This is a genomic window from Arthrobacter sp. SLBN-112, assembly GCF_006715225.1.
GTDB lineage: Bacteria > Actinomycetota > Actinomycetes > Actinomycetales > Micrococcaceae > Arthrobacter.
The window spans coordinates 1029242-1040721 of record NZ_VFMU01000001.1; the positions used below are offsets into that span (position 1 = coordinate 1029242).

Here is an 11480-nt window from a genome sequence, read left to right on the forward strand (position 1 = left end):
TCGGGCACAACCGGCCGGTAACCAGAGCCCTCAGTAAGATCGCAGCATGACTGAGACCGGCCGCCCCAACTCCGTGACCCTCCGCTTCCTCGCCGCACCCATGGACGTGGGGCACAGCGGCTCGGTGGACGCGGGGACGGTGCTCGAATGGGTGGACAAGGCCGCCTATGCTGCGGCGGTGGGATGGGCCAAGTCCTACTGCGTCACCGCGTACGTGGGAAACATCCACTTCGCCGATCCCGTCAACAGCGGCGACATGGTTGAGGTGGAAGCCACCATCGTCTACACCGGCCGGTCCTCAATGCACATCCACACCGTGGTTTCCTCCGGCGACCCGAAGGGCGGCCCTGCCACCATGCGCAGCCAGTGCATGGTGATCTTCGTGGCCGTCGGCGAGGACGGCAAGCCCATCCCGGTTCAGCAGTTCGAACCCGGCACCCCCGCTGAGATCGAGCAACGCGACCACGCCCTGGCCAGGATCAAGGTGCGGGAACAGATCGTTGAAGCCATGAACCGGCAGGAATATACCGACGCCGGTACCGCCGAACGCGTGACACTGAGGTTCATGGCTGCCCCCACCGACGTGAACTGGGGCGGCAAGGTGCACGGCGGCATCGTCATGAAATGGATCGACGAGGCCGCGTACGTGTGCGCCTCACGCTACTGCGGGATGGACACCGTGGCGGTCTTCTCCGGCGGCGTGCGCTTCTACCGCCCGCTGCTGATTGGTCACGTGGTGGAGGTGGAGGCCCGGCTGGTTTACACCGGGACCAAGGGGATGCACATCGCCGTCCACGTCCGTTCCGGCGACCCCAAAGGCCGTGAACTGGCCCTCACCACGTACTGCCTCACCGTGATGGTGGCGCGCGACGACGAGGGCAACTCCGTGCCTGTTCCGGCCTGGGTGCCGGTCAGTGGTGAAGACAAGCGGCTGCACGCTCACGCGCGCGAACTCCTGGAGATCCGGGGAACGGCGCCGGGCAACCGCCTGCCGAACCACCTGCTCACCCAGGGCTGACCTAGAAGCCGCCACCGCCGGTGTCGCCGGCCATATTGGCGAAGCGGGAATAGTGGCCCTGGAAGGCCACCACAATGTCCTTGGTGGGACCGTTACGGTGCTTGGCCACCAGGATGTCCGCTTCCCCGGCACGGGGTGATTCCTTGTCATAAACGTCCTCGCGGTGGAGCAGGATGACCATGTCGGCGTCCTGCTCGATGGAGCCGGACTCGCGGAGGTCAGAGACCATGGGCCGCTTGTCCTGCCGCTGTTCGGATCCACGGTTCAGCTGGGACAGGGCGATCACGGGGACCTGGAGTTCCTTGGCCAGCAGCTTGAGGGCACGCGAAAACTCGGAGACTTCCTGCTGGCGGGACTCCACCTTCTTTCCCGAGCTCATGAGCTGCAGGTAGTCCAGGATGACCAGCTTGAGATCGTGCTGCTGCTTCAGGCGGCGGCACTTGGCGCGGATTTCCATCAGGGACATATTGGGGCTGTCGTCAATGAACAGGGGGGCATCATTCATGCGGCCCATGGTGGTGGCGATCTTGGACCACTGCTCATCCTTGATGGTTCCCTTGCGGAGGTCCTGGAGGCCGATGGTGGCCTCGGCGGACAGCAGGCGCATGGCGATCTCGTTCCGGCCCATTTCCAGGGAGAACATCACGGTGGAGAGATTGTTCTTAATGGCCGCGGAGCGGGCAAAGTCCAGGGCGAACGTCGACTTACCGACGGCCGGGCGGGCTGCGATGACGATCATCTGGCCGGGGTGGAGCCCGTGGGTGAGCTCGTCCAGCTCGTAGAAGCCGGTGGGCACGCCCGTCATGCCCTCTCCGCGGTGGCCGGACGCCTCGATTTCGTCCACGGTGGACTCCATGACGTCCTTCAGCACCACGTAGTCCTCGGCAGTGCGGCGCTCGGCGACGGCGTAAACCTCCGCCTGCGCCTGGTTGACCAGGTCCTCCACCTCGCCGTCCGAGCCGTAGCCCAGCTGGACGATCTTGGTTCCGGCGTTCACCAGCCGGCGAAGGACTGCCCGTTCGGCCACGATCTCCGCGTAGTAGCCGGCGTTGGCTGCGGTGGGGACGGTCTGGATCAGTTCGTGAAGGTAGGCAGGGCCGCCGATCCTGTTGATCTCCGCGCGCTTGGTGAGCTCATCGGACACGGTGACCGCGTCCGCGGGCTCCCCCCGGCCGTAGAGGTCGATGATGGCCTCATAGATGGTCTCGTGCGCCGGACGGTAGAAATCCTGCCCGCGGAGGATCTCAACGACGTCAGCAATGGCATCCTTGGACAGCATCATGCCGCCCAGGACCGATTGTTCGGCAGCAATATCCTGCGGGGGCTTCCGGCTTGCGTCCGATCCACGGGTTGTCTCGACAGGGTCCAGATGCGCGATTGACAAAGCTGCCGTCCTCCATTTGTGCCGGGCCTGGCGGCCTGGCGATCCATCCTGTTCGCGGCAGCCGACAACCGGCTCCGCCACCCGTCCAGGTCTACCCGCAGGCCCTGACAATCAAGCGCCGGGGTCCGGACGCCGGGCTCCGGCCGGAGTTATCCCCACTATCCACAGCTTTTCCACAGAGATGCGCAGGAGGCGGTCCGCCGGGGTCCAAACCATGGCAGGAACGCCCTTTTTGGGCTGGGGAGAACAGGTACCCCGCTACGCTAACCGCCGTGGCCCCCGCCGCAAAGCCAGCAGTCCGCAGATGCTGTGGATAACCTGTGCAGTACAGGGAATACCTTGTGCACAGCCTGTGGGGAACTCTGTGGATATCAACTTTTTTTGCCGCCCGCCCTGCCTCTGAACTGCGGAAACACTCGCGCCAGCATGTGGAGTAAATATTTCTTTCACGGAATTTCATCCACAGGCCCTGGAGGGGGCACTTGGGGGAAACAGGGCGGAAGGCGCTGGCCGGGAGTATTTGGCATGGGACGTGTCGCTCCTCATATTCCCGGCCGGACGTTTGACCTGCCGCTACGGGCACTGTATGCGAAGCAGTGAATATTGCTGTGGATAACTGCGATCTGGAATAAGCTCTACATATGGGCGATCTACTGCTGGTGCTGTTGCCTGCGATTGTTTTGGTGGCGCTCATGTGGGGCGTTGCCACCGCCCTGCGGCCTCGCGATGCCGGGACGTCGGAGGCCGAAAAGTACCAGCGCGAACTCGCCGAGCGTTCTGCCCGGCACTACGCAGCCCAGGTCGAGGCGGCCACCGCCGCACGCGCACGGCTGGAGGCGGCTACCCACCCAAGCCAAAACAGGCAGCAGTACATCCAGCAGCAGGAACATGGTTTGGCGAATGGCAAGCCAGGCAACACCACCTGGCGAGGGCCAGGAAGTACATAGAACGGCTTATGAAATGGAATCGCTTGTGGTCCCGGTCCTTATCCTGCTCGCCGTGGTCGCGGGGGTCACGCTCGCTTACCGTGCCGCCCGCCGGCGCAAAGCAGCGCACGCCTCCGCCCAGATCCAGCCTGTTGCCACTCCGCAGGAACTGGCCCGGGCTGCGGCAGCCCGGCTGTCCGAAGACGAACACCGGCGGCTGTATGCGTTGATTGCACAGGGCCAGGCCATGGCCGCCATCAAGCTGTACTACGAGGTCACCGGAGAGGGGCTGAGGGCCTCGCGGGACGCCGTAGGCGCCCTGGCAGCGCACCCGCAGCCCTACCGGAGCCCGGAGCCGGCGCAGGCGCCCGAGGAGGACGACGACGAACCACAGAGGTTTCCGTACCGCTACCGCGCGATCGCCAGCAAGGGGGACGTAACCCGCGAAGTGAGCAGCAACATGCTCAACGACGAGATCTACGGCAGGATCCGCACCCTGGCCCGCAGCGGTGATACCGAAGCGGCAGCCACCGCGTTGACCAGGCACTCTGACATCTCCCTGAAGCAGGCCCGGGAGTTCATCGCACTGCTGGACGACTAAAGACGCTTTCAAAGCATGCTGGGGCCGCCTACGGTCAGGGGCCAGCGTGCAAAAGGAGGCCGGGACCGCATCCTCACGGATACAGTCCCGGCCGTCCATATCTTCTTTGCTCTTACCTGGCTCAGGGCGAAGATGAGCCAGGGTGCGACCGGCCTACCCAGCGCCGCCAGTGGAATCGTAATAGGACCAGTACCGGTTTGTGGCGTTCACATCAGCGAGCACCAGCAGACCGCTGTTGGCCGTGCCCCGCGCAGAACTGTTGAGGTTCTGCTTCGTCGATGTCACGTTATGCACATACTGGTCGGCGTCCACGATACGGGCGGTCTTCGTGGTGGTGAATTTGATGTCGTTCAGCGGCGTGGATTTCTCGTAGATGGCACCCCCCGAGCTGGTGCAGACACCGGCGTTCGTGGTGCCGCTCGGCTTCGGATAGGTGGCGAAGGTACGCACCTTTTGCGCGGCCTCGTCGATCATGACGATCACCCTGTTCGGGCACTCAGCCACGGTGGCAATCGTGCTTGCGGTCCAGGTCGAAGTCGACGTATTCAATGACAGCAGCTGGATCAGCGGCTGGGACGATGATGTGTAGGAGGTTTTGATTGCAGCAAAGACCTTGTCAGCCGTAGCGTCCAGCCACTTCAGGTTCATGTGGTCGTCGCCGCTGCGCTGCCCCTTCACCGCCGCAACTGGAGTGGTCCAGGTGGTTTTGGACGCTCCGTCGACATGGTAGCTCCAGTACATGCCGTCAGTGGAGTCCCCCACCTGCCTGCTCCACATCACGCCGATCTTGTTGCCGCTATAGGCGATCACAGCCGAGTTATCGTCCACGGACACATTGCTCAACGAGGCCGGATGGGCGAACGGGGTGCCCCACGTGGCACCATCCGTGCCAGTGACATTCATATAGATCCGGTTCCCCTGCTGCCAGGTGGCCCAGACGCGGCCTGACGGCTCCTTATCAATCGAGATGGTCTCGATTTTTTGGTTGTTGATTTGGGACGACCCCAGACTGGTGTACGACTTGGTGCTCGAGTTGTAGCTGTAGCGCCGCATCGTCGTCGGGAAGTTCGGTTCGGCCGGCAGGCCGTCATTGACGAACCGGAAGCTCGCGACATACAATGTCTTCCCGTCCCACAGGACGTCATGATGCGTGTTCGCCCTGGACTCGGTCACCACACCCGTACTGGTCCACGACTTTGTCGAGGCATTGAACCGGAAGATGCGGAAGCTGGAACTGGCGGCATCCCACAGGTTCCCCCACCAGATCCCGTCATTGAACCACAACGAATTTGTTTGCCGCTTGGTACCGGTCGGCGTCCCCGTTCCTGAGTGCGACGGGCCTTCCGTTCCCACGTCACCCGTGGCGGCGGATGCGCCCACGGGTGCCACCAGCCCAGCAAGCACAACCAGCAGCGCTGTCAGCAGTGCGGGCAACCCCAGCCGGGATCGACGCAAGCGGCCGCTCCCGGGACTGGCAGGTCCCCTTCTGTAAAAAGGCCAGGAAGCTCTGGCAGCGTGATCGTGCCCGTCCCCGTCGGATATTTGATGGTCTCTCAACTTCACTCCCCGGTGTTGAATTATCAGTCAACCCCCAGATTGCTCAGTGTTGGCTGTGGCGCCACCAAAAACAATCCCCGGCGCGCCCCCTAAACCCTGCGGCCCCGACCCCCTAACCCCCGAGTGCATAGGGAGTGACGTCAGTTCCATTCCGCCCATGCCGCCGCTTCATCCCGCTGGAACGCGCTGCCGACCGCCGGTCAGCGGCTCCCGGAAATGCCGGCCAGCAGCTGCTCGAACGGAAGGGACTCCAGCGGGGCGGGCTTCCGGCCGGGCTGCGGCCCATCGAGCAATCGCGCGAGCTCACCGGCGGCCCGCTCGATCCGGTCGGCGAGTGACGCCCCGCCCTCGTCGGCGGTTCCCCAGTCCTGCGGCCCGGCGAAGACGCCGGTTGCAGCGATACGTGTGCGGAGGTAACTGAACAGCGGACGCAGCGCATAATCCAGGACCATCTGGTGCCGGTCCGTACCGCCCGTGGCACCCAGCAGTACCGCCTTGCCGTCCAGTGACTTTGGGTCGAGGACGTCCATGAAGGATTTGAAGAGACCACTGTAGGAGGCGCTGAAGACCGGCGTCACGGCAATTATGCCGTCCGAGGCCTCCACGCCGGCAATGACCTCCGCCAGGCGTGGCGCGGCGTAACCGGTGACGAAGTTGTTGGCGATGTCCACGGCCAGGTCCCGGAGTTCGACGACGTCCACGGCCGCTTCGTAGCCACTGGCCCTGAGCTGCCGCTCGGCAGCGGCCGACAGCTGGTCAGCCAGCAACCGGCTGGATGAAGGTACGCCCAGTCCTGCGGAAAGGACGGTGATACGACGGGTTTCCATGGCGTTCTCCTGGTTCTCGTTCTCACAGCATACATGCATATGCATCTACACTTCTGAACTGCCGGTGGCAGGGAACTATTCCCGGACACCAACTCCAGGCCACCGGATTAGAGCAGCACAGTCCCCCGGATGCACGTGGTGGAATCACCACCCACCCAGATGTCCCCGCCCTCAGAGCTGACGTGGATGCGCCCGGACCGGCCCAGGACGGTCCCCTGCGAGGCTACGTATTCCTCCGGTGCCCTGCCGCTTCCAATGAGCCACTGGGCGGCACCAGCGTTGAAGCTGCCGGTGACCGGATCTTCCGCCATGGCATCACCGGGGAGGAAGGTGCGGACCTCGAAGTCGGTACTGGCGCCGGGCTCGTGGGGCCCGATGACGCCGATCTTCAGGTCACCCATCGCCGCCTGGTCCGGCTCAAGAGCCAGCACCTGCGCCGCTGACCCCAGCAGGACACCGATCCATTCAGGGCCGTTGACCAGCCATGACGCGTCGACAATGCCGGAGGCGGGCAGCCGCAGCGCCTCGGCCAGCTGCCGGCGCACGGCTGCATCCACCGGGCCGGAACGTGTCAGCGGCGGTGCCGCGAAAGCCAGCCTCCCGCCGTCGCGCTTTATCCGGACCAGCCCAGCCGCGCACTCCTGCACCAGGTGGCCGTCTGACCGGGGTACTCCCCCGGCCTGCAGCCAGGCGTGCGCCGATCCCAGCGTGGGATGGCCTGCGAATGGGAACTCCTCGGTACCGGTGAAGATCCGGACCCGGTAATCCGCGAGGGAATTCTCGGGGGGCAGGAGAAAAGTGGTCTCCGAAAGGTTGGTCCAGTTGGCGAAGTGCTGCATTGTTGCCGTATCCAGCCCTTGGGCATCAAGGATGACGGCGAGCGGATTGCCGCGGTAGGCCTGGCCGGCGAAAACATCTACTTGGTGGAAGGGGCGGCTGCGCGGTGTCGGTTTCACCGGAGCAGGCTACCACCGGACAACGAAAGACCCCCGCCGCCGGAACCGGCAACGGGGGTCTTCTGATGCAGTTGAGGACTACTTTCCTGCAACCACGTCGAGTTCGATCACAGCAGCAACGTCAGCGTGAAGGCGGACGTTGGCCTGGTAGGAACCAACCGACTTGATGTGGGCGGGCAGTTCAACCTTGCGCTTGTCGATCTTGCCGAGGCCAGCGGCCTCAACAGCGTCGGCAACGTCGCCCTGCTTGACGGTGCCGAACAGGCGGCCGGACTCGCCGGCCTTGACGACCAGCTTGACCGGCTTTGCGGACAGTGCAGCGGCCTGCTTCTGAGCATCTTCCAGGGAAGCGTGCTCGCGGGCGGCGCGGGCAGCCTTGATGGACTCAACCTGCTTCTCGCCACCCTTCGACCAGGTCAGGGCGAAGTTGCGGGGCAGCAGGTAGTTACGTGCGTAACCATCCTTGACCTCGACAACATCGCCAGCAGCACCGAGACCGGTTACTTCGTGGGTCAGAATGAGCTTTGCCATGTTAGTTAATCCCTTCCTTAGCCGCGGCCAGCGCCGGAGTAAGGCAGCAGAGCAACTTCGCGGGCGTTCTTGATTGCCTGGGCGATCTTGCGCTGTTCCTGCACCGTGACGCCAGTGACGCGACGGGCGCGGATCTTTCCGCGGTCGGAGATGAACTTGCGCAGCAATGCTACGTCCTTGTAGTCGATGACAGTGATGTCAGCGGCCTTCAAGGGGTTGGACTTTGGTTTGGGCTTACGGAGTTCAGCCTTAGCCATCGTGGAGCTCCTATTCTAGGGAGCCCGTGGATATTGATCCACGGGATGGTGGTGGTCCGACGGCGGCAGTACCTTGGGTGCCTTTCGGCACCCGGCAGCCCCGCGCCGGGCCGTTGTTTGGGTTTTAGAAGGGAGGTTCGGAATCGGGGCCGTTGCCCCAGCCACCTGCGTTGGAGACTCCGGGCGTAGCCCAGGGATCGTCCTGTGCAGCCTGCTGGTTGCCGCCACCCCATCCTCCGCCGGCGTTGCCGCCCTGGTTTCCACCAGAGTTGCCGCCGCCGAAGCCACCGCCGCTGTTGCCTCCGCCGAAGCCGCCCCCACCCTGTCCGCCGGAGCGCTGGGTGCGGTTGACCTTGGCGTTGGCGTAGCGCAGGCTGGGGCCGATTTCGTCGACCTCAAGCTCGATAACGGTGCGCTTTTCGCCTTCTTTTGTTTCGTAGGAACGGCTCTTCAGGCGGCCGGTAACGATGACGCGCATTCCCTTGGTCAGGGATTCGGCAACGTTCTCGGCTGCTTCACGCCACACAGCGGCGCGGAGGAACAGGGTCTCCCCGTCCTTCCACTCGTTGGACTGGCGATCAAAGGTGCGGGGGGTGGAAGCGATGGTGAAGTTCGCTACTGCCGAACCGGACGGTGTGAACCGCAATTCCGGGTCATTGGTGAGGTTACCGATGACCGTAATGGTGGTCTCGCCTGCCATCTACTGCCTCCTTGTTCGATCCTGGGTGAAGAGTGCGTGTCCTGCGGGGTGAAGAATGAAGAAAGGTGCTGAATTACTCAGCAACAACCTTCTGCTCTTCGGGGCGGGTGATCTTGGTGCGCATGATGGTCTCGTTAAGAGACAGCTGGCGGTCAAGTTCCTTGGCGGTTTCCGGCTTGGCGGTGAAGTTCACCACGGCGTAGATACCTTCGGACTTCTTCTTGATGTCGTAGGCCAGACGGCGACGGCCCCAGATGTCAACCTTTTCGATGGTTCCACCATCGTTGGTGATGACGTTCAGGAACTTCTGAAGCGACGGCTCAACGGTACGCTCTTCGACCTCGGGGTCGATGATTACCATCAATTCGTAAGGACGCATATGTGAACCCACCTCCTTTGGGCTAAGCGGTTACGGCATTTCCGTAACAGGAGGTTCATTTGCGATTCCGTGCGATGCCCCGCTTCCGGAACGGAGGCAGGACGCAGCACAGACTTCAATATCCTAGTGCATTTGGACCCGATAGGCGATTCGCGCTTGACTCAAGGCTAGTGGCGTGGTTCAGCACGCGCAGTCCGTGCCATGGGCTATGTGGAAAACCGGGCCTATCATCTGACGTATGCGTCGACCCTTGATGGCCTTTGGCATGGCGGCCCTGTTCCTGTCCGGTTGCTCGGCTACTTCAGCCCAACCCATGACAGACTCCGCCGCCGCAAAGCTGAACTGGGGCAGGCCGATCGCCGGCGACGAATTCGACTACGCCGGCGCTCCGGACGCCGCGAAGTGGACCGTGTATGACAGTGACGGGCACGCGGGGAACGGCATTCGCAGTCCCCGCCAGGTCTTGGTGGACGGTTCCAAAATGGTCATCACCGGAACGCCGGACGGGACAACCGCCGGGATCAGCGCCAAGTTCGGCCTCCAGCAGTACGGCCGCTGGGAGGTCCGGGCAGCCGGTTCCGGGGACGATGAATACCATCTGGTGTCGATCCTGTGGCCGGACAGTGGAAATTGGCCCTGTGACGGCGAAGTCGACTACGCAGAGACGACGGGTGACTGGAACCGGATCAGTTTCTTCCATCACTACGGATGTTCGAACTCGAAGACGTCTCTAGCCAAGACCCTCGACGTCAGCCAGTTCCACAACTACGCAGTTGACTGGTCTCCCCAAGGCATCGTTGGCTACATCGATGGGGTGAAGTGGTTTGAAGACAACGACCCCGCCCACCAGCCTCCGGGATCAATGCACCAGACGCTGCAACTGGACTGGTTTCCGGACAGCACTCCCAACGGACCCGGCGAGATGCGGGTGGACTGGGTTCGCGTCTATGCGCAGGGTACCCCCTCTACCTGACGCCTGAACGGGCTAAACCCCCAACGTACGTAACGCGCCAGTCGGAGCTGCCCCTCCACCCCCTGCCCTGCCGAAAGCACGCCATTCCCCACGTAGGAGGCGATGCAAAAGCCGAGTACTCACTACCGGTGTTTACCTGCCCGGCCTCACCTACGCTCGATTCTGCCGGCGGCGTTTCACGGCCGGGGGTTTCGAATCCGTCTACGGGCACTGGGTGGATTGGCCCGGGCCGGAGCTGAATTCGGCCGACACCAATCAGACAGGGGAGGACTATGAGCACCAGGCGGGCGAAGGCACTGCACTTCGACATTCACGGCCGCGTCACGATCAGCGTCGACGCGATGGCCCCCACGGCAAGGCAGCTTCAAAGCATGTTGGCGTGTTTCGCCACCGATACTGAGCGGCAGCCCGACATCATCGTTGACGACCAGCCGGAACCCATGCCCGATGCCGGTTTGGTCGAGCATGAGCTGGCGTACACGGACAACAGCGTGCGCTTCCAGGCCGACCGGGTCCAGGTGGTCAGGGATGCAGATCAGTGGCGCGTGCACGGGCCGGGGGAGCTGTTGACTTCCGTGGTACCGGTTCTCGATGCCGCAATGATCGGTAAGGGAGCGGCCATGATCCATGCCGCAACCATGGCCTATAAGGGCCACGCAATCGCACTTCCCGCTGCCGGCGGCACCGGCAAGACGAGCACCGCCGCGAAGTTGATGCGGCGCGAAGGCTGGTCGTTCATGGGCGACGACTGGGCATTCCTCGCCGAGGATGCCACGCTGCTCGGTTACGCCAAGCCCATGTTCATCAAACCGCATCACCGCGCAATCTATCCGCACCTGTTCGAGGGAGCGCGCAAGCCGCTCGTCCCTTCGCGGTTCTCCGGGAGCATCGGACGCCTCACCACCGTGGTGCACCCGTTCGTCATCCGCTATCCGCGCCTGGCAGACTTCTCCCGGCGGTGGTCCCCGGAGCACCGGATGGTCACCCCTGAAGCCGCATTCCCGGGCCGGAAAGTGACCACCTCGGCACCGCTTGCCGCAGCCATCTACGTCGAGCGCTACGAGGGTTCACGCTCCCGGGTGGTCGAAAGGTCGCAGGACTGGATGGTGGACCGCATGATCGGCAACTTCCACATCGAGATGGCCGGCTTCTCGCAGCGGGTCGTGACCGGCCTGGCCGCCACGTCCGTCGTCCCATGGCGCGAGCACTTTGCGGCGAAGGGGCTGGTCTTGAGCAAAGCCCTTGACGGGCGTCCCTGCCACCTGTTCCAAATCCCATCCGCCTACTCCGCGGACCAGGCATCGGACGATATTGTCCGGCACCTGGACGAGCTGCTGCCGTCGATCCTTGACGAGCAGGTCTAAGGGGGAC

13 protein-coding genes are annotated in these 11480 nt (G+C 63.4%); 5 read left to right on the forward strand and 8 right to left on the reverse strand.

Annotated elements, in window-relative coordinates:
* The first annotated feature begins 46 nt into the window (after positions 1 to 46).
* The gene (locus FBY33_RS04800; protein WP_142029534.1) at positions 47 to 1018 is read left to right on the forward strand and encodes an acyl-CoA thioesterase; all 972 of its coding nucleotides are present in this window, start codon (positions 47 to 49) and stop codon (positions 1016 to 1018) included.
* 1 nt (position 1019) lies between these two features.
* Here FBY33_RS04800 and dnaB read toward each other — a convergent pair whose 3' ends face one another.
* Entirely contained in the window at positions 1020 to 2402 is a 1383-nt protein-coding gene (dnaB, locus tag FBY33_RS04805; RefSeq protein WP_142029535.1) for a replicative DNA helicase, read from the reverse strand.
* Between the two features lie 641 nt (positions 2403 to 3043).
* Between dnaB and FBY33_RS04810 the strand changes: the two genes are divergently transcribed.
* Positions 3044 to 3349: a hypothetical protein gene (locus FBY33_RS04810; RefSeq protein WP_142029536.1), complete on the forward strand. Its 306-nt coding sequence runs from the start codon at positions 3044 to 3046 to the stop codon at positions 3347 to 3349.
* Between the two features lie 13 nt (positions 3350 to 3362).
* On the forward strand, positions 3363 to 3929 hold the full coding sequence (locus FBY33_RS04815) for a hypothetical protein (protein ID WP_142029537.1): 567 nt from the start codon (positions 3363 to 3365) through the stop codon (positions 3927 to 3929).
* 153 nt (positions 3930 to 4082) lie between these two features.
* Here FBY33_RS04815 and FBY33_RS04820 read toward each other — a convergent pair whose 3' ends face one another.
* The 7 genes from FBY33_RS04820 to rpsF all read right to left on the reverse strand — a co-directional run bounded on the left by FBY33_RS04820 (position 4083) and on the right by rpsF (position 9136).
* Positions 4083 to 5309 carry a hypothetical protein gene (locus FBY33_RS04820; RefSeq protein ID WP_235010449.1) on the reverse strand — a complete coding sequence of 409 codons (1227 nt, stop codon included), beginning with the start codon at positions 5307 to 5309 and terminating at the stop codon, positions 4083 to 4085.
* 377 nt (positions 5310 to 5686) lie between these two features.
* Positions 5687 to 6313, reverse strand: coding sequence for an FMN reductase (locus tag FBY33_RS04825; RefSeq protein WP_142029539.1), 627 nt, complete (start codon positions 6311 to 6313; stop codon positions 5687 to 5689).
* 107 nt (positions 6314 to 6420) lie between these two features.
* A complete protein-coding gene (locus tag FBY33_RS04830) occupies positions 6421 to 7269 on the reverse strand; it encodes a PhzF family phenazine biosynthesis protein (RefSeq protein WP_142029540.1) in 849 nt (282 codons plus the stop codon).
* 78 nt (positions 7270 to 7347) lie between these two features.
* The gene (rplI, locus tag FBY33_RS04835) at positions 7348 to 7800 is read right to left on the reverse strand and encodes a 50S ribosomal protein L9 (RefSeq protein WP_018769834.1); all 453 of its coding nucleotides are present in this window, start codon (positions 7798 to 7800) and stop codon (positions 7348 to 7350) included.
* Between the two features lie 17 nt (positions 7801 to 7817).
* Entirely contained in the window at positions 7818 to 8057 is a 240-nt protein-coding gene (gene rpsR, locus FBY33_RS04840) for a 30S ribosomal protein S18 (RefSeq protein ID WP_003800144.1), read from the reverse strand.
* A 124-nt stretch (positions 8058 to 8181) separates the two neighbouring features.
* On the reverse strand, positions 8182 to 8757 hold the full coding sequence (locus FBY33_RS04845) for a single-stranded DNA-binding protein (protein WP_056335900.1): 576 nt from the start codon (positions 8755 to 8757) through the stop codon (positions 8182 to 8184).
* A 73-nt stretch (positions 8758 to 8830) separates the two neighbouring features.
* Positions 8831 to 9136 (reverse strand): 30S ribosomal protein S6, encoded by a 306-nt coding sequence (gene rpsF / locus FBY33_RS04850; protein ID WP_015939036.1) that lies wholly within the window; start codon positions 9134 to 9136, stop codon positions 8831 to 8833.
* Positions 9137 to 9374: 238 nt separating this feature from the next.
* Between rpsF and FBY33_RS04855 the strand changes: the two genes are divergently transcribed.
* Together FBY33_RS04855 and FBY33_RS04860 are read left to right on the forward strand one after the other, a co-directional pair.
* The gene (locus tag FBY33_RS04855; protein WP_235010450.1) at positions 9375 to 10109 is read left to right on the forward strand and encodes a glycoside hydrolase family 16 protein; all 735 of its coding nucleotides are present in this window, start codon (positions 9375 to 9377) and stop codon (positions 10107 to 10109) included.
* A 272-nt stretch (positions 10110 to 10381) separates the two neighbouring features.
* Entirely contained in the window at positions 10382 to 11473 is a 1092-nt protein-coding gene (locus FBY33_RS04860) for a hypothetical protein (RefSeq protein WP_142029541.1), read from the forward strand.
* Positions 11474 to 11480: the final 7 nt, after the last annotated feature.